This window comes from Microtetraspora fusca (assembly GCF_001570365.1).
Lineage (GTDB): Bacteria > Actinomycetota > Actinomycetes > Streptosporangiales > Streptosporangiaceae > Microtetraspora > Microtetraspora fusca.
Map to the genome: position 1 here is coordinate 16,214 of NZ_BBYK01000086.1, position 17,831 is coordinate 34,044.

At 71.0% G+C, this 17,831-nt stretch carries 18 protein-coding genes and 1 riboswitch; of the genes, 12 read left to right on the plus strand and 6 right to left on the minus strand.

Annotation, left to right across the window (positions count from 1 at the left end):
• The first annotated feature begins 147 nt into the window (after positions 1–147).
• The 7 genes from AWQ68_RS38095 to AWQ68_RS38125 are packed head-to-tail and all read left to right on the plus strand — an operon-like array spanning position 148 to position 8,494.
• Complete coding sequence (locus AWQ68_RS38095; protein ID WP_066950926.1) at positions 148–1,767, plus strand: ABC transporter substrate-binding protein; 1,620 nt, start codon at positions 148–150, stop codon at positions 1,765–1,767.
• An 8-nt stretch (positions 1,768–1,775) separates the two neighbouring features.
• Positions 1,776–2,726, plus strand: a complete 951-nt coding sequence (locus AWQ68_RS38100; protein WP_066950929.1) for an ABC transporter permease — start codon at positions 1,776–1,778, stop codon at positions 2,724–2,726.
• Positions 2,723–3,586: an ABC transporter permease gene (locus AWQ68_RS38105; RefSeq protein ID WP_066950932.1), complete on the plus strand. Its 864-nt coding sequence runs from the start codon at positions 2,723–2,725 to the stop codon at positions 3,584–3,586. Before AWQ68_RS38100 ends, AWQ68_RS38105 begins: the two co-directional genes overlap by 4 nt.
• Positions 3,586–4,554, plus strand: coding sequence for an ABC transporter ATP-binding protein (locus AWQ68_RS38110; RefSeq protein WP_066950934.1), 969 nt, complete (start codon positions 3,586–3,588; stop codon positions 4,552–4,554). Before AWQ68_RS38105 ends, AWQ68_RS38110 begins: the two co-directional genes overlap by 1 nt.
• Positions 4,547–5,422, plus strand: a complete 876-nt coding sequence (locus tag AWQ68_RS38115) for an ABC transporter ATP-binding protein (RefSeq protein ID WP_066950937.1) — start codon at positions 4,547–4,549, stop codon at positions 5,420–5,422. Before AWQ68_RS38110 ends, AWQ68_RS38115 begins: the two co-directional genes overlap by 8 nt.
• Positions 5,419–6,834, plus strand: a complete 1,416-nt coding sequence (locus AWQ68_RS38120) for an amidase (protein ID WP_066950938.1) — start codon at positions 5,419–5,421, stop codon at positions 6,832–6,834. The genes AWQ68_RS38115 and AWQ68_RS38120 overlap by 4 nt, the downstream gene beginning before the upstream one ends.
• A 31-nt stretch (positions 6,835–6,865) precedes the next feature.
• Positions 6,866–8,494, plus strand: a complete 1,629-nt coding sequence (locus AWQ68_RS38125; protein ID WP_066950941.1) for an amidohydrolase — start codon at positions 6,866–6,868, stop codon at positions 8,492–8,494.
• Positions 8,495–8,730: 236 nt separating this feature from the next.
• Here AWQ68_RS38125 and AWQ68_RS38130 read toward each other — a convergent pair whose 3' ends face one another.
• Entirely contained in the window at positions 8,731–9,630 is a 900-nt protein-coding gene (locus tag AWQ68_RS38130) for an NmrA/HSCARG family protein (RefSeq protein WP_218007222.1), read from the minus strand.
• A gap of 148 nt (positions 9,631–9,778) precedes the next feature.
• On the opposite strand from AWQ68_RS38130, the gene AWQ68_RS38135 reads away from it, so the two are divergent.
• From AWQ68_RS38135 to AWQ68_RS38150, 4 genes are all read left to right on the plus strand, one after another.
• Complete coding sequence (locus tag AWQ68_RS38135; RefSeq protein ID WP_245656521.1) at positions 9,779–10,387, plus strand: TetR/AcrR family transcriptional regulator; 609 nt, start codon at positions 9,779–9,781, stop codon at positions 10,385–10,387.
• Between the two features lie 178 nt (positions 10,388–10,565).
• Complete coding sequence (locus AWQ68_RS38140; RefSeq protein ID WP_245656523.1) at positions 10,566–11,075, plus strand: GNAT family N-acetyltransferase; 510 nt, start codon at positions 10,566–10,568, stop codon at positions 11,073–11,075.
• A gap of 417 nt (positions 11,076–11,492) precedes the next feature.
• A complete protein-coding gene (locus tag AWQ68_RS38145) occupies positions 11,493–11,840 on the plus strand; it encodes a hypothetical protein (protein ID WP_157546421.1) in 348 nt (115 codons plus the stop codon).
• Between the two features lie 26 nt (positions 11,841–11,866).
• The gene (locus AWQ68_RS38150) at positions 11,867–12,334 is read left to right on the plus strand and encodes an archease (protein ID WP_066950952.1); all 468 of its coding nucleotides are present in this window, start codon (positions 11,867–11,869) and stop codon (positions 12,332–12,334) included.
• A gap of 95 nt (positions 12,335–12,429) precedes the next feature.
• Here the strand turns inward: AWQ68_RS38150 and AWQ68_RS38155 are convergent, their stop codons facing one another.
• The 5 genes from AWQ68_RS38155 to AWQ68_RS38175 form a co-directional block, all read right to left on the minus strand.
• On the minus strand, positions 12,430–13,344 hold the full coding sequence (locus AWQ68_RS38155; protein ID WP_066950955.1) for a GlxA family transcriptional regulator: 915 nt from the start codon (positions 13,342–13,344) through the stop codon (positions 12,430–12,432).
• On the minus strand, positions 13,341–13,892 hold the full coding sequence (locus tag AWQ68_RS38160; protein ID WP_066950957.1) for a cysteine hydrolase family protein: 552 nt from the start codon (positions 13,890–13,892) through the stop codon (positions 13,341–13,343). Before AWQ68_RS38160 ends, AWQ68_RS38155 begins: the two co-directional genes overlap by 4 nt.
• A gap of 202 nt (positions 13,893–14,094) precedes the next feature.
• Positions 14,095–14,898: a bifunctional hydroxymethylpyrimidine kinase/phosphomethylpyrimidine kinase gene (thiD, locus tag AWQ68_RS38165; RefSeq protein WP_218007223.1), complete on the minus strand. Its 804-nt coding sequence runs from the start codon at positions 14,896–14,898 to the stop codon at positions 14,095–14,097.
• Positions 14,890–14,984, minus strand: a riboswitch (TPP riboswitch). It overlaps the preceding gene by 9 nt.
• A 139-nt stretch (positions 14,985–15,123) precedes the next feature.
• Positions 15,124–15,651: a P-loop NTPase family protein gene (locus tag AWQ68_RS38170; RefSeq protein WP_066950960.1), complete on the minus strand. Its 528-nt coding sequence runs from the start codon at positions 15,649–15,651 to the stop codon at positions 15,124–15,126.
• Between the two features lie 88 nt (positions 15,652–15,739).
• On the minus strand, positions 15,740–16,666 hold the full coding sequence (locus tag AWQ68_RS38175; protein ID WP_066950961.1) for a pseudouridine-5'-phosphate glycosidase: 927 nt from the start codon (positions 16,664–16,666) through the stop codon (positions 15,740–15,742).
• Between the two features lie 133 nt (positions 16,667–16,799).
• On the opposite strand from AWQ68_RS38175, the gene AWQ68_RS38180 reads away from it, so the two are divergent.
• Complete coding sequence (locus AWQ68_RS38180) at positions 16,800–17,726, plus strand: LysR family transcriptional regulator (protein ID WP_066950964.1); 927 nt, start codon at positions 16,800–16,802, stop codon at positions 17,724–17,726.
• The last annotated feature ends 105 nt before the right edge of the window (positions 17,727–17,831 follow it).

A 17,831-nucleotide genomic window follows, 5' to 3' on the forward strand; every position in this document is an offset into this window, starting at 1 on the left:
CATCCGGGCGGGCGCTCCGCCACCCGCCTGTATGCATTGCAGAATCGTTCCGCCGAACCCTTGTGCAGGAACGTTCCTTCACGAATACTCACAGCCACCTCTGCCGCACACCTGATCGTTGCGGCCCGTTCAGAAAGAGGTGGTCTGATGCGCACCTCCCGCTTCGCCGCCGCGACGACGCTGCTCGCACTCGCGGTCGCCGCCTGCGGCGGCGCCTCGCCCGCCGGCGAAGGTGGCGACTCCGCCGCATTCGAGATCACGAAGGACACCGCGCCGGCCAGGGGCGCCGTGGACACGGTGACCTGGTCGCTCTACGCCGAGCCGCAGTCCCTGGACTACGCGTACGCCTTCGACTACCACCCCAACACCGTGCTCGCCAACGTGTGCGAGCAGCTCATGCGGATCACTCCCGACCTGAAGGTGGAGCCCGGCCTGGCCGCCGCCGCGGCCAACCCCGACCCCAAGCGCTGGGTCTACACGATCCGCGACGGCGTGAAGTTCCACGACGGCTCCGCGCTCACCGCCGACGACGTCGTCGCCAGCATGCGCCGCCACATGGACCCCAAGGTCGGCTCGTACTGGGTCTCCGTCTACCAGAACGTCGACAAGATCGAGAAGACCGGGCCGATGGAGGTCACGGTCCATCTGAAGAAGCCCGACCAGCTCTTCAACGAGGAGATGGGCACCTCCGCCGGAACCATCGAGAGCGCCGCCTCACTGGCCAAGGAGGGCTACGGCACCCCGGACGTCGGAGTCGACTGCACCGGCCCCTTCTCGTTCGAGTCGTGGCAGAAGGGCCAGTCGATCACCTTCAAGAAGTTCGCCGACTACTGGGACAAGACGCTCGAACCCAAGGTGAACACGCTCAAGATGGTGTTCATCCCGGACCCCGCCGCCCGCGTCAACGCGCTGCTCGCCGGCGAGGTCGACGGCGGCTACCTGCTGCCGCCCCCCGGATTCGCCAAGCTCCGCACCGCCACCAACGGCGCGCTCTACTTCGGCCCCAACACGACGGCCGTGAGCCTGATCCCCACCGACCTCAAGGGCACGCTCGGTGACGTCAAGGTTCGCAGGGCGCTGTCCATGGCGCTCGACCGCGACGGGATCATCAAGGCCGCCGCGGGTGGAGCCGGCACACCGGCGAAGGCGCCGGGCGCCATCGGCGCCTGGGGAATCGCCCCTGACGCGGCCAAGGAGTACTACGCCGAGCTTCCGGCCCTCACCAGGGACGTCGCCGGGGCGAAGAAGCTGGTCGAGGAGGCCGGCGCCTCCGGCAAGAAGGTCGTGATCGCGACCAGCACGCTCTCGCCCGACATCAGCGTCATCGCCAACGCGGTGCAGTCGGCGGGTCAGGCCATCGGCCTGAAGGTCGAGCTGAAGGCGGTCGCCCCCGAGGCCTACACGGCGCTGTTCTCCGACCCGAAGGCCCGCGAGGGCATCGACCTGGTCATGACGATCTGGTACGACTCCACCCCCGACCCGCTGGAGTTCTACGGAATCCTGCGGACCGGGGACTTCTCCAACTACGGCGGCTACTCCAACCCCGAGTACGACGCCCTGGTCGACGAGGCCAACGCCCAGGCCGATCCCGCCGCACGCGCCGCGACGGTCGCCAAGCTGCAGGAGATCGCCGTTCGCGACGTCGTGTGGATCCCGCTGTACGAGCCGCCGCACACCATGTTCCTGAACAAGCGGCTCACCGGCGCGCCGACCAGCATCTCCCAGCTCGTCTACCCGTGGGCGGCTCGTCTGGGTTCGGCCGGTTGAGTCCGACCATGGCAGGCTTCCTCCTCCGCCGGATCGGCGGGATCGCCGTGACGTTGCTCGTCACATCGTTCCTGGTCTTCGGTTCGGTCCACCTCGCCCCCGGTGATCCGGCGTCCTTCCTCCTGGGAGGGCGCTCGGCGTCACCGGCCGCCGTCGCGGCCATCAAGGCGCAGTACCACCTCGACGACCCGTTCCTGGTCCAGTACACGAAGTGGATCGGCGGCGTCGTCACCGGCGACTTCGGCAAGTCCGCGACGTTCCGGCAGGACGTGGGCGGCCTGATCGCGGCCCGGCTGCCGACGACGCTGCTGCTCATCGGCTATGCCGGCGTGCTCATCCTGGTCGGCGGCCTGGCCTTCGGGGCGCTGGCCGCCCTGCGGCGGGGCGTCGTCGACCGGGCGGTCCTCGTCGGCACGGGCATCGCCACGGCCACCCCCTCGTTCGTCGCCGCGATCGGGCTGATCTCGCTGTTCTCCGTCCAGCTGGGCTGGTTCCCCGCCTTCGGCAACGGCGGCGGTTTCGGTGACCGGATCTACCATCTGACGCTCCCGGCGGCGGCGCTCGCCCTGACCTTCGTCGGCCTGCTGGCCCGGGTGACCCGTACGTCGATGCTGGAGGAGCTGGGACGCGAGCACGTCGAGGTGGCCCGCTCACGCGGGGTGCCCGGCTCGGACGTTGTACGGCGGCACGTGCTGCGCAACGCCCTCGGCCCGATCACCACCGTGACCGGAACGATCGTGGCCGGCCTGCTGGTCGCCACCTCGATCGTGGAGACCGCCTTCGGTCTCTCCGGGGTCGGCCAGTTGCTCGTCAGCTCCGTCACCGTCAAGGACTTCCCGGTCGTGCAGGCCGTCAGCCTGCTGGTGGTGCTGGCCTTCGTCACCGCCAACCTCGTCGTCGACCTGGTCCACCCGCTCATCGATCCCCGCCTGTCCCACGCGAAGGGAGGCGGAGCATGACCGCCGTGCCCCTCCAGCGGCGCAGATTGCTCGCGCCGCTGGCCCGCATCGCGGGAGGCGACAAACTGGTCACGGCCGCCCTCGCCGTGCTCGCCGTACTGATCGTCGCGGCGGTCTTCGCCCCGTGGATCGCGCCGCACGACCCCGACGCCGTGGACCTGTCCGCGACGTTGAGCGGCTCCACCCCCGAGCACCTGCTGGGCGCGGACCAGTCCGGCCGCGACGTCCTGTCCCGGCTGATCTTCGGCGCCCGTACGGGACTGCTCGGCCCGCTGGTGGTCGTGATCGTCTCGACGCTGCTCGGCATGTTGATCGGGGTGGCGGCGGCCTGGCACGGCGGGGTCGTCGACTCCGTGCTCTCGCGGGCCATGGAGCTCATCTTCTCCTTCCCCGCCCTGCTGCTGGCCATCATCCTGGTGGCCGTCTTCGGCGTCGGGCTGACCGCGCCGGTGATCGCGATGAGCGTCGCCTACGCCCCGTACGTCGGCCGGCTGGCCCGCAGCGTGGCCCTGCAGGAGAAGGCCCGCCCCTACATCCAGGCGTACAAGGTGCAGGGCTGGTCCGGCTGGGTGATCTGCGTGAAGCACCTGCTGCCCAACATCGCTCCGCTGATCCTCGCCCAGTCCGCGATCAACTTCGGGTACGCGCTCATGGACCTCGCGGCGCTCTCCTTCCTCGGCTTCGGTGTGCAGCCGCCCACCGCCGACTGGGGCGCGATGATCAACGAGGGCTCCCCGTCCCTGCTCCAGGGCGCGATGCTCCCCGCCCTCGCCCCCGGCGTCGCCATCGTGATCACGGTGGTCGCGTTCAGCATCGTCGGCGAGTCCATCGCCGACCGCGTCGCACGGCGGGAGCAGTGATGACCACCCGGCTACTGGAGATCGAGAACCTGACCGTGCGGCTCGCGGCCGGCAAGGCCGCGCGCCCCATCCTCGACGGGGTGTCCCTGCACGTCGAGCGCGGCGAGGCTGTGGGGCTCGTCGGCGAGTCCGGATCGGGCAAGTCCGTCACCTGCCGTTCGGTGCTGGGGCTGCTCCCCGAGGGCTCGCGGGCCTCGGGCGGCGTGCGGGTGGACGGAGAGGACATCCTCACGATGTCCTCCACCCGGCTTCGCGACCTGCGCCGCCGCGGCGTCTCGATGATCTTTCAGGATCCTCGGGCCTCCATCAACCCGATGCGCAGGATCGGCGACTTCGTCGCCGAGGGGATGCGGGCCGGCGGCGTGCCGCAGAAGGACGCTCTCAAACGGGCCGAGGAGTTGCTGGAGTCGGTCGGCATCCGTGAGCCGCGCGCGGCCCTGCGCAGGTACCCGCACGAGTTCTCCGGCGGCATGCTGCAGCGCGTGATGATCGCCGGCGCGCTCGCCGGAGGGCCCCGGCTGCTGCTGGCCGACGAGCCCACCACGGCGTTGGACGTCACCACCCAGGCCGAGGTCGTCTCGATCCTCACCGGGCTACGGGCCGAGCGCGACATGGGGATGCTCTTCGTCACCCATGACCTGGAGCTGGCCGCCGCGATCTGCGACCGCATCTACGTGATGTACGCGGGCCGGATCGTCGAGGCGCAGTCCACCGAAGGGCTCTTCAGCCGGCCGCGTCATCCGTACACCTCGGGGCTGCTGGCCGCGACCCCGCGTCTGGAGTCGGACCAGCCGCCGCACGGCGTCCCCGGGCGCCCGGTGTCACTGGCCGAGGCTCCGAGCGGATGCGCCTTCGCGGCCCGCTGCGCCCACGCCCGGCCCGGCTGCACCGAGCACGAACCCGGCCCACGGGAGATCGACGGCGCCCAGGTGGCCTGCCTGCGCGCGGAGGAGCTGATCCATGACTGAGTACGCGCTGGAGGTGGAGCACCTGCGCAAGACGTTCGGCGAGCACGTGGCCGTCGACGGTGTCTCCTTCGCGCTCCGGCCCGGCGGCTCCCTGGCCGTCGTCGGCGAGTCGGGATCGGGGAAGACGACGACCGCGCGGATGCTCGTCGGCCTGGAGCGACCGGACTCCGGCCGGATCCGCGTCGCCGGTCGGGACCGCTCGAACGCGGCCCGCGGCAGGGCGACCCGGCTGGCCCGCGCCCGCGAGATCCAGATGGTCTTCCAGGACCCCTACCTCTCGCTCGACCCGCGCGTCACCGTCGCCGCGTGCGTCGAGGAGCCGCTGCGCCTGCACTTCGCGATGACCCCGGCGGAACGGCGGGCCCGCCGCGACGAGCTGCTGGCGCGGGTCGGCCTCGGCGAGCGCGAGGCGGACGCGCTGCCCAGGCGGCTGTCCGGCGGCCAGCGCCAGCGGGTCGCCATCGCCCGCGCGCTGGCGACCGAGCCGAAGGTGCTGATCCTGGACGAGGCGACCGCCGCCCTCGACGTGTCCATCCAGGCCCAGATCCTCGACCTGCTGGCGGAGATCCGCCGCGACACCGGCGTCGGCTACCTGTTCGTCACGCACAACCTGGCGCTCGTCCGGCACGTAGCCGACGACATCCTCGTGCTCTACCAGGGACGCGTGGTCGAGTCGGGGCCGACCCGTGACGTGCTGACCGCCCCCGAGCATCCGTACACCCGCCTGTTGCTGCACTCCGTGCCGCGACCCGGGTGGGACCCCGCGGGGATCGCCGCCGACCGGCGCGCCCTCGCGACCGCGCTGCGGAAGACGCCGCCCGCCCCCGCCCCTGACCGGGCCTCCGAGAGAAGGAGTGTCACCCCATGACCGACCTCGCCTACCTGCCCGCGACCGAGGCCCTGCGGCTGTTCCGGTCCCGCGAGCTGTCCCCCGTCGAGCTGGTGACCGCCGTCATCGAGCGCGCCGAGGCCGTCGAACCCCAGGTCAACGCGCTCAGCGAGCGCACTTTCGAGGAGGCCCTCCTCCAGGCGAAGCAGGCCGAGCGCGCCTACCGCGACGGCTCGCCGCGCCCGCTGGAAGGGCTCCCCATCGCGGCCAAGGACGAGCAGCCGATCGCCGGCCGTCTCGCCACGGACGGCTCGCTCGCGTACGCCGACCACGTGGCCGAGGTGACCCACCCGATCATCGAGCGGATCGTGGCCGCCGGCGGCATCATTCATGCCCGCACGACGACGCCCGAGTTCTGCTGCGCGGCCTTCACGCACTCGAAGCTGTGGGGCGTCACCCGCAACCCGTGGAACCCCGACTACTCCCCCGGCGGCTCCTCGGGCGGCTCCGGCGCGGCGCTCGCCTCCGGTACGGCCACTCTCGCCACCGGCTCCGACATCGGCGGCTCGATCCGGATCCCCGCCGCCAACACCGGCACGGTCGGCTTCAAGCCGCCGTACGGCCGGGTGCCCGCGATGGCGCCGTTCAACCTGGACCACTACTGCCACGACGGGTCGATGGCCCGCACCGTCGCCGACTGCGCGCTGCTGCAGAACACCATCGTCGGCCCGCACCCGCATGACGTGGTCTCGCTCCGCCCGGCCGTGCACATCCCCGACCGGCTCGGCGACGTGACCGGGATGCGCATCGCGTACGCGCCGAACCTGGGCGACTGGGAGATCGAGCCGGAGGTCGCGGCCAACACCGAGGCCGTGGCCGACGCGCTGCGGGAGGCCGGGGCGATCGTCGAGGAGGTCGAGGTCGGGCTGCGCCGCGCCGACGTCTTCAGGGCCGTCTTCATCCATTTCGGCGCCATCTTCGGCCCCATGGTCACCCGGGTCGCGGCCGAGCACGGCGACCTGCTCAACCCCTACGCCCTCGCTTTCGCCGCCGACGCCGCGCGGGCGATGGAGGAGCCCGGCGCCTTCCTGACGGGGCTGGAGATGGAGGCGGCGATCTACCGGCCCATCGGCGAGCTGCTCGACCGCTACGACGCGCTGATCTGCCCGACCACAGGGGCGCCGGGCCTGCGCGCGGGCGAGGAGTACGTCGACACCAAGCTCAGCGTGAACGGCGTGGAGCTCGACAACTACCTGGAGTACTCGCTGACGCCGGTCTTCAACATCGCCAGCCGCTGCCCGGTGCTCAATGTCCCGTCGGGTCGCGCCTCCAACGGCGTGCCGACCGGCGTGCAGATCGTCGGCCGCGGCTACGACGACGCGACCGTCTTCCACGTCGGCGCGGCGGTCGAACGCGTCCGGCCCTGGGCGCACCGCCCCGAGTCGCTGTGATCCCTCCGCTCACGTCCCAAGGAGAAACCGCATGACCACCCCCGCCGACCTCGTCTTCCTCGGCGGCCCGGTGCACACGCTCGGACCGGTCCGCACCGCGGCCACGGCGGTCGCCGTCCGAGACGGCCGGATCGTCGCCGTCGGCGCGAACCCGGACGTCCGGCCGCTGATCGGCCGCGCCACCGAGGTCGTCGACCTGGCCGGACGCGCCCTGCTCCCCGGCTTCCAGGACGCCCACGTGCACCCCGTCCTGGCCGGCCTCACCATGATCCGGTGCGACCTGCACGACGCCCGTGACGCGGACGAGGCGGTCGCCGCCGTCCGCGCGTACGCCGAGGCGAACCCCGACGCCGAGTGGATCAGCGGAGGCGGCTGGTCCATGGAATGGTTCCCCGGCGGGACGCCGAGCAGGCATCTGCTGGACGCGGTGGTGCCGGACCGGCCCGTCCACCTGATCAACCGGGACGGCCACGGCGCCTGGGTCAACACGCGGGCGCTGGAGCTGAGCGGCGTCGACGCGGGCACGCCCGACCCGGCCGACGGGCGCATCGAGAGGGCGGCCGACGGCAGCCCGCAGGGCACGCTCCACGAAGGCGCGTCCCACCTGGTCGGTCGGCACGTCCCCGAACCGACCGCGGACATGATGCTGCGGGCGCTCCAGGCGGGCCAGCGGCGGCTGCACACGGCCGGCGTCACCGCCTGGCAGGACGCGATGGTCGATCCGAAAGTGCAGCGCGCCTACGTGGCCGCGGCCGAGTCCGGGCTGCTCACCGCGCGGGTGGTCGGCGCGCTCTGGTGGGACCGCGACAGGGGCGAGGAGCAGATCCCCGAACTGCTCGCGCGCCGAGGTGAGGCGGGCCGGTTCCGCGCCACCAGCGTGAAGATCATGCAGGACGGGGTGGCGGAGAACTTCACCGCCGCGATGACCTCCTCCTACCTCGACGGGTGCGGCTGCCGGACCGGCAACCGGGGGATCAGTTTCGTCGCCCCGGAGGCGCTGCGCGGGTACGTCACCCGCCTGGACGCCGAAGGCTTCCAGGTCCACGTGCACGCCGTCGGGGACCGGGCGGCCCGAGAGGCGCTGGACGCGTTCGAGGCGGCACGCGCGACCAACGGCGCGAACGACCACCGTCACCACATCGCCCACCTGCAGGTCGTGCACCCGGACGACGTGCCGCGGTTCGCCGCCCTCGGCGTCACCGCCAACATGCAGCCGCTGTGGGCGGCGCACGAGCCGCAGATGGACGAGCTGACCATCCCGTTCCTCGGCCCCGAGCGGGCGGCCTGGCAGTACCCGTTCGGGGATCTGGCCCGCGCCGGCGCCTCGCTCGCGGCCGGGAGCGACTGGCCGGTCAGCAGCCCTGATCCGCTCCTGGGCATCCACGTCGCCGTCAACCGGTGGCTCCCCGGCGAGCGCGCGGAGGCGTTCCTGCCGGAGCAGCGCCTCAGCCTGACGGCCGCCCTGGCCGCGTACACGATCGGCACGGCGCGGGTGAACCACCTGGACACTGGGACCGGCACCATCGAGAAGGGCAAGCTCGCCGACCTGGTCGTCACCGACCGCGACCCGTACGCGATCCCGGCCGGCGAGCTCGCCGAGACGTCGGTGCTGGCCACGTACGTCGAGGGCCGCCTCGTCCACACCGATCCGGCCTTCTGACGGTTTCCCGTGAAGACGCGCGGGCGAGGACGGCGCGACCTCGCCCGCGTCACGGCTCACGGCTGGACGGCTCGGCGGCGCTCTCCCGCACCGGGGCGAGCACGAGTACGAGGCGCGGCTGTGCGGCGGTTGGGCAGGGTCGCCGCTGCCGTGGTGCGGGCCAGTTCGGCGGTTTGAGCGCGGTCGGGGCTCGCCCGCCCAGATCCCAATGCGCCCGAGGGCGTGCTCGCGGGCTCTCACGGCTGCTGCTCCGTGGTGCGCCGGGTGGCCAGGAAGGCGGCGATCTGGGCAGCGCCAGTACGCTCCAGCCAGGTGCGCAGATCCATCGCCCCGGGGTGCATCCGGCGAGTGGCGGGGATGTCCGCGCGGTAGCCGCGTTCGTTGAGCCACTCGTAGGCGAACGCGAAGTCCTCGCTGAGGGCCCGGATCGCGTCGATCGGGATCTGGGCATACGGCAGCGGGTGTCCGAGCGCGCGCTCGATGGCCGCGGCGATCTGGACCGGCGTGAGCTCGTCCGCCGCCAGCGCGACCGCGCGGCCGATCCACTCCTCGGGCCGGGAGAACGCCAGCGCGGTGACGAAGCCGACATCGTCCACGGCCATGATCTGCTGAGGAACCTCGGGCGCGAGGGCGGTGGTCAATGCTCCGTCTTGCAGGGCGTATCCGCTCGTGAAGTTCTCCATGAAGGAGACCGGCCGCAGGATCGTCGCGGGTAAGCCGAGTCCGGCGATGTGCTGCTCGATCCGCCACTTGCTGATCAGGTTCCGCGGCAGCGTTTCGCTACCGTGACGGTCTGCGCCGGCAACCGAGGTGAAGACGAAATGCTCGACGCCGACGGCGTGTGCCGCCTCGGCAACGTTGATCCCCCAGCGGACCTCGTCGTCGGCGCTGAAGCCCGGCGCCGTGCCGGGAGAGCCGACGGTGGGCTGGACGCTGAACATGCCATAGGCACCGTGCGCTGCGGAGATCAAGGAAGCGACGTCCTCCATCTGCCCCCTCACGATGTGCGCGCCGATGCTCGCGAGCGCCTTGGCCGGCGCCCCGTCCGGATCACGCGTCAGCGCGCGCACCTGCCAACCGCTGCTCAGCAGGTGCTGTGTCACCGCCCGGCCCTGCAGACCGGTCGCCCCCACCACGACGATGGTCCTTGCTGTCGATTCCACGTCTCTCCTCGACCTCGTCCATGCCGACGAAGGCCGCATCCCCATAACTGGGGTGGCCCTCCGGTTACCGCTCGATACGATATGGAGGACCACCCCAGTTAGCAAGCCGTCAGGAGACCCCGTGCCCAAGGACGCAACCGCCCCGGCTCCGCGGCCCATGCGTGCCGACGCGCGCCGCAACTACAACCGCATCGTGGCCGCCGCCGAGACCGTCATCGCCGAACACGGCGCCGAGGCGTCCCTGGAGGAGATCGCCCGGCACGCCGGAGTCGGCTCGGCCACCCTCCACCGGCACTTCCCCACCCGGCAGGCCCTCCTGGAAGCCGTCTTCAAGAGCCGAGTGGAGGCCCTCTGCGCCAAGGCGCACGACCTGCTCTCCGACACCGACCCGGGAACCGCGCTCGTTACCTGGCTCCGCGCCGTCGGCGCACACGCTGTAGCCAACCGCGGCCTCGGGGCCTCACTGATGCGCGGGGCCCGCCACGGCGACCCAACCTTGGGAAACACCTGCCACACAATGATCGTCAGCGCCGGCGACGAACTCCTTGCGTGCGCCCGCCAAGCGAAGGCCGTACGCCCCGAGGCCACCATCAGCCAACTACTCAAACTCGTCAGCGCCATCGCCCTGGCCACCGAGGAGGAACCCGACGGCCCAACCCAGGCCGACCAACTGCTCAACCTCGCCCTCGACGGAGTACGCCTTCACCGAACGTCCCGGCCTCACGAGTGAGGCTCGACAAGAGCCCATGGTTGCCACGAAGAACTCGTTCCGGCAGAGCGCTGGTGATCCCAATCAATTCAGATGCGGATTGCCTACGGAGCCACGCCCATCCTCGGTCGCCCTTACTGCAAATTGATCGCAACTACTTTCTCTAGGCAGCAGGCTCCGGGCCCAGTAGGGTGATCGCGTGATCAGTGACGTGACGGTGTTCCCGGCCTCTCTGAACGACGGGGATGTGGTGGGCGAGATCCACGCGGAGTCGTGGAAGTCGGCCTACGCAGGCTTCTTCTCTCCGGAGTTCTTCGCAGAGGCGGTGCGGCAGCGCCGTCACAAATGGCATGACGTGCTCGCCGACAGCAAGGGGACGATCATGCTAGCCGCCCTGAACGGGCGACCATTGGCCTTCTCCTACTTCGGATCCTCGGCCGAGCGGCCGGAGGCGGCGGAGATCTTCGGCTTCTACGGCCACCCGGACGGCTGGGGAAGCGGTGTCGCGCGCGTCCTGATGACCGCTTCCCTGCAGAGGATGCGCGAGGACGGCGCCAGGCGGGTCCATCTGTGGACGCTACGGGACACGCCTCAGTCCCGCCGCTTCTATGTCAAGTGCGGCTTCACGGAGTCAGGCGTGGTCCGCGACCACGACTACGGCGACGGCAACCCGATCGAGCAGGTCGAGTACGAGCTGATCCTCCGCTGACAGCTCCAGCGTTTCCCCTTCTCGGTCGCCCCGAAGCGGCCCGTTTCCTTACCGCCCGCACGCTTGCGCTTTCACGTCGAAATTTCCGGCCGAATTCAGCCATTCGTATGGCGGTGCCCGATTCCCCGAATGCGTACGCGGGAACCACGACGCGACGCCGTGGGGGGAATACCTGGGGCGCGAGCGGTAGACCGACCGCGCACCGGGGACGCGACTCGCCCTCGGCAAGGGACTCCCTACTAGCCCTCGACCGGCCCGCAATCGCCGCCGAATCAACACGGCGTATAATTTGAATTAAAGAAATATACCCCCGCCGAAAACCACTCCCCCGCCGAAAACGGCCGGGACGTCGAAAACGAAGGGGGTGCCGGCGAAGAAAGCACGCCGCATGCCGTCCGGGAAAAGGTCGGAGAAACCATGAGGAGATACAAGGTCAGAACATTGATAACGCTGCTGCGTACGGAGGAGGGGGGACTGAAACACGAATTACCCAGCCCCACGCAGTCACTGGTGGTCCACGTACGCCGCCGCGAAGGGACCAAGATCCGTAGCCGCCTGTTCGAAACGGCGATCACGACCGACGACGACGAGCCGTTGATCCCCGGCGACAAGGATCGCTTGGTCACCATCCTCGTGACGGACGACAAGGCGAGCGAATATCTCCAGCCGGGTCAGCGATTCGACCTCTGGCCCGAACATGATCTGGGAGCCGGGTTCGGGAAGAACGTCGGGACGGGCATCGTCTCCCGGCGCGTGTTCGTCTGATCCGCGGAGTCTCGTATCCACGAATCATGCCCGACGGCGCCGGGCCGGCCGAAGAAGGGGTGGACAGCGTGAGCAGTGGGCACCGGGTGGTCCCGCACACAGCCGGCATCGCGCTGGAGGCGTGGGCGGACGGCCGGGAGGAGTGCCTGGCCGAAGCGGCACGGGCAATGGTGGAGACCTTCGCCGATGTCGGTGACGCGGTGCCGGACCGCTGCGACACCATCGCCCTGGCCGAGGAGACCGACGAAGAGCTTCTCATCGCACTGCTGGACGAGGTCGTCCGCGAGGTTGAGAGGTCCGGCCGGGTGGCGGTGGACGTGTCGATCGACGAGCGGACGGGCGCCACCGAGGGGCAGGTCGAGATGCGGCTGGCGACCGTCCCGATGGAGAGGGTCGTCCGAGCCGGCGCGTCACCCGCGCCGATCAGCAGCGAGGGCCTGCGGTTCGGCCGCGAGGCCGGGATGTGGCACGCCCACGTCGTGATCGGCCTCTGATCGCGGAAGCCGTTCCGTCTGCTCCGGGGAGGCGGACGGCGGCGATCGTCGCGATCGGAGACGCGGCGGTGACCGCGAGGGCGTCGCGGCAGTGGTCAGAAGAGCACTCTGGCGCGGAGGCGGCGCAGCATCCGGGCATCCTCGAAGCCGACCTCTCTGGCCGCGGTTTCCACCGTCATGCCACGGCTGACCAGGTGCTCCGCGCGTTCCAGCCGTAGCGTCTGCTGGTAGCGCAGCGGGGTGAGCCCACCGGCGGCGCGGGTGAACAGCCGGGTCAGGGTGCGTTCACTCACGCCGGCGGAGGCGGCCAGGTAGGCGAGCGGCAGCGGCTCGGTGTACCGCGCGTCGATGAGGTCCTGTACGCGGTGGACGGTGTCGTCCAGGTGGGAGCGGTGCCGCAGCATGGCACTGGCCTGCGGCTCGTGGCCGTTGCGGCGGGCGTAGACGACCATGGCCCTCGCCACCTGGGCGGCGAGGGCCGGGCCATGCCTGACGGCCAGCAGGTGTAGCGCCAGGTCGATGCCGCTCGCGATGCCCGCCGAGGTCACCACCCCGTCGTCGGCGGTGAACAGCACGTCCCGCATCACGATCGCCCGGGGATGCCGGGCCGCCAACTCGTCCTGGAGTTCGTGGTGCGTGGTGCACCGGCGCCCGTCCAGCAGCCCCGCCTGGCCCAGCGCCTCCGCCCCGGCGCAGACGCTGGCGACGGTGCCGCCGACGGCGTGGTGCGCCCGCAACCGCTCCAGCGCGGCCGGACTCAGTTCCGGCCCGCCACGGAGTGTGGGCGCCCGCCAGCCCGGCACCACGACCAGATCGTCGGGGCCCGGCTCCGGCCACTCGGTGTCCGCGATCAGCGGCAGGCCCTGCGCGCTGGGCACCTGCTCCTGCTCGGCGACATAACTGAGCAGGTAGGGCTGCCCGAAGTCCGCCGCCGTACCGAAGGCCTGGGCCGGCCCGGCCAGGTCGAGCAGGTGGACACCGGGCAGCAGGACGAAGACGACACGGCTCACGCGTCGGATGCTCCCAGCTCCGCCTCCAGTTCGGCCACCGTGGCGATCCGGGCGAACCGGTCGCGGAGGACCGCCTCCGTACGCTCGATGATCGCGTCGGCGCCGAGGTCACCGATCGGGTTCGTCGTGGTGGCGTCGGTGACGAAGACCATCCGGTAGCCGAGGTCGCTGCCCACACGGGTGGTGGTCTCCACACACTGCTCCGTGCGGATCCCGCAGACCAGCAGTTCGCGTACGCCCGCCCCGGTCAGCAGCTGTTGCAGGTTGGTGGTGGTGAAGGCGTTGTGGGAGGTCTTGCGCAGCACCGGCTCGCCGGGCCGCGGCCGCTCCAGCTCGTCGAGCAGGCGCACGTGCCCCAGGGCCGGGTCGAACACGTCCCCGCTGCCGGGTTCCACGTGCAGCACCCAGACCACCAGGTCGCCGTTGGCGCGGGCGAGGCGGACCAGCCGGTTGACCGGATCCGCGATCTTGGGGTTGGCGATCTGCTCCCACAGCGGGCGGGCACGGAAGGACTCCTGGACATCGATCACGATCAGCGCTCGGTTCATGTCCCTCATTCTGACCAGGGACGATACCGGAACGGCAGGCCCGATCTGGCCCCGTACCGGAACGATCCGGTCATCGGCGCCCCCGGCCCACACCATAGGGCGGCGTTCCGGGAAGGGACCAGGAAAACCGGAGCTCCTCATAGCGGGGCGCTTTTCCGGCTGGGGCGCGGGGCTTCCCAGATAGGACGTCCCGCGCTCGGGCTCACCAGATCGCGTGGAAGTGGTGGACCGGGCCGCGGCCGTGGCCGACGCCCAGAGTGTCGGCGGCGCGCAGCGCGCCGGTCAGGTACTCCTTGGCCGCGCGGACGGCGGCGAGCCAGTCCGCATGACGCGGCCGCAGCGCCGCGATCGCCGAGGACAGGGTGCAGCCGGTGCCGTGGGTGTTGCGGGTCGCGACGCGCGGCGCGGAGATCTCGATCACGCCGTCCCCCTCGCTGAAGACGTCCACGCAGACGTCGCCGTCGAGATGACCGCCCTTGAGCAGCACCCGCCGCGCCCCCAGCGCGTGCAGCCGCTTGACCTGCTCGCGCATCTCCTCGACGCCGGCCGCCTGGGGCTCGTCCAGCAGATCCGCCGCCTCGGGCAGGTTCGGCGTGATCAGGTCGACCCGGGGCAGGAGCTCCTCGCGCAGCGCGGCCACCGCGTCCTGTGCCAGCAGCCGGTCGCCGCTCTTGGCCACCATCACCGGGTCGAGCACCACGTACGGAGGCGAGAACCGGTCCAGCGCCGCCGCCACCGCCCGGACGACCGCGGCCTCCCCCAGCATGCCGATCTTCACCGCGTCCGCCGGGACGTCGGTCAGCAGAGTGTCCAACTGGGAGTCGACGAACGCGGCGGGCACCTCGAGGATCTCGCGTACGCCGGTGGTCGTCTGCGCGACCAGGCCGGTGACCACCGCCATGCCGTAGCCGCCGAGCGCGGAGAAGGTCTTCAGGTCGGCCTGGATACCCGCGCCGCCGCTGGGGTCGGTACCTGCGATCGACAACACCTTGGGGATGGCAGTCAACGATGACGTCCCTTCGCTAGTGCGAACTAGATCAGGTTCGACGGGTGTGATCTCAGCCCGATCCCCGGGCACCCCGCGTCGCGAGCAACCGTAACAGAGCGCCGAGCGGGGTCGATCTTCGCCCCTGACGCCGCGGGCGCGGTGGATCGGCCGCCCGCCCATCCCCCGGCAAGCGAGGCGCGGAACCCCGCCGCCGGGACGGCCGGGGCCCGTAGCGGCGGTGCGTCAGAGCCGGGAGCCCGCCGCGATCTCAGCCCTCCATCGGCGGACGGCCCTGCTGGAGCGCAGGTGGACGACGGTGAGATCGGGATGCCGGACCACGCGCTCGGCCGTCTCGCGTCTCCTGCGTTCGTACTGTGACCAGGACCAGCGGATGGGATGTCCGGGGTCCAGCCAGTCGCTGAAGCCCTCGCGGTTGCCGTTCCACAGCTCGCGCCGCGTCACCGCCCGGACGATCGAGCGCCACACGACGCGCCGCGTCACCGTGAGCCGGGGCAGGTCAAGCCAGACGACCGTGTCCGCCCGCTGCCACAGCAGATCCCCCAGGTCGTTGTGGTACTGGTCCTCGGTGACCCAGCGCGGTCCCGCCGAGAACGCCTCCACGTCGGACCGGAACTCCGGCCGCTTGCGCCAGCCCGGTCCGTGGTGCAGGGCGTCGAGCTCGTACTGGGGCGACTCCAGCGTCGCGGACAGCGCCGCGGCCAACGTCGTCTTCCCAGATCCGGAGATGCCGGAGATCAACACCCTGTCCATGGCACCTAATCTGGCCTATCCCGCCGCGGCAGGTCCAATCGCCGCCGCCCGCCCCGGGCTGAGGCGGGGTATCGGCCCGCCGGGCCGGCTACGCCCGGGCCGTCTCGGCGGACAGCGCCGCCGCGACCTTGGCGGCGAGCGCCACATTGCCGCGGTAGACGTCCACGTTGACCTCCAGGCTCCGCCCGCCCGTGTCCCGCTGGATGAAGTCGAGCAGGAACGGCGTCGCGGCGTTGCCGCCGATCCCCTGCCTGTCGGCCTCCGCCCAGGCGCGTCGCAGCACGTCGTCGAGCACCTCCGGCGGCAGCTGCCGCGACTCGTCGACGGGGTTGGCGAGCAGGACCGCCTGCCGCAGCCCCAGCTCGTCCCGGGCAGAGATGATCTTCGCGGCCTCCTCGGGAGAGTTCACCGAGTAGTGCAGCTCGTATCCGGAGTCGGAGACGTAGAAGCCGGGGTAGCGGCGGGTCCCGTACCCGATGACGGGGATGTTCAGCGTCTCGAACCGCTCCAGGGTCGCCCCGATGTCGAGGATCGACTTCACACCCGCGCTGATGATCGTGATGGGGGTCACGGCCAGCGTGGTCAGGTCCGCCGACTCGTCGAACGTCTCCGACGCCCCCCGGTGCACGCCGCCGAGCCCGCCGGTCGCGAAGACCCGCACGCCGACCCGGTCCGCCAGGTACGCGGTCGCCGCGACGGTCGTCCCGCCGTGCCGTCCGAGCCCGGCGACGACCGGCAGGTCGCGCAGGCTCACCTTGTCGATGTCGTCGGTCTCCGACAGCGTCGCGATCTGCTCGGCGGTCAGCCCGACCGTGGGGACGCCCGCGAAGACGCCGATCGTCGCGGGGACGCCGCCCTCCGCCCGGATCCGCTCCTCCGCCTCCAGGGCGACCGCCAGGTTCCGGGGCCGAGGCAGCCCGTGGGTGAAGATCGTGGATTCGAGCGCGACGACGGGCGCGCCGGCCTCCAGCGCGCGGGTGACGTCGTCGGAGACGTGGATCGCAAGACGTGACATACGTTCAGACCTTCTTCGAGCAGACCTTCTTCGAGCCGCCCACGAAGCGTCACGTGAGCATGGGCTTCCCAGGCTAGAGAGGCATTCGGTCAAGAACCAGAATGAAAAACGCGGTCTGCGATAGCTTCACGCTATGAAGTTCACCCTCCGGCAGGTCGAGGTCTTCCTGGCCGTCGCCGACTGCCTCCACTTCGGCCGCGCCGCGGAGAAGCTGCACATCTCGCAGCCCACGGTGAGCCAGGAGGTCGCCCGCCTGGAACGGGCCGTCGGCCTCGCCCTCCTCGACCGCAGCCGCCGTACGGTCGCGCTGACCCCGGCGGGCAGGGTCATGGCGTCCGAGGGCCGCCTGCTCCTCGACCAGGCGGGCTCCCTCATCGGGAAGGTCCTGCTCCACGAGGACTCGAGGATGAACACCGCCCGCCTCGTCGCGTCGCCGAGCGTGGTGAACCGCCTGCTTCCCGCCGTCATCAGCCAGGCGGAGACCGACCTTCCCACCCTGAAGATCGATGACATGTCCGTCGAGACCGGCGCCGTCTCCTCGACGCTCGCCGCGGAGCTGGCCGACATCGGCCTGGGGCGCTTCCTCGACGACCTGCCCGGCTTCCGCACGGAGACGATCGCCGACGAGCCGGTCCACGTCGCGATCAGCCGCGCCCATCCGGCCGCCGGGCTGCCCGCCGTGGCCCTGCGCGACCTTCAGGACGTGCCGCTGCTCCTGTGGCCGAGGGAGCAGCATCCGAGGTACTACGACTTCATCCTGGCGATGTGCGCCGATCGGGGGCTCGAACCGCACGTGCTCATGAGCCCGCCGAGGATCGTCGGCTCCCGCCTCTACCTGCTGTCGCAGGGGCGGGCGTTCTCGCTCGTGCCGGGCTCGACGACCGGCCACCTGTCCGGGGACGTCGTCGCCGTCCCCCTTCAGGAGCGGGCGACGCTTCCCCTGGAGATGCAGTGGCGGTCGGACGACCGGCGACCGCCGCTCCTCGCGCTGCGCGATCTCATCCGCACGAAGGGGGCGGAGCTGGCGGACCGTACGGGGGTCGGCGAGGCGGCTCCCTGACGACGAATCCCGGACCTGCCCTCGGCGACAAAACTTGAGTAGGATTCAAATTCCATCGGCCCGCCGGCCGGTGTCTTCGTGAGGCCGCGCCGCCCCCTATCCGAT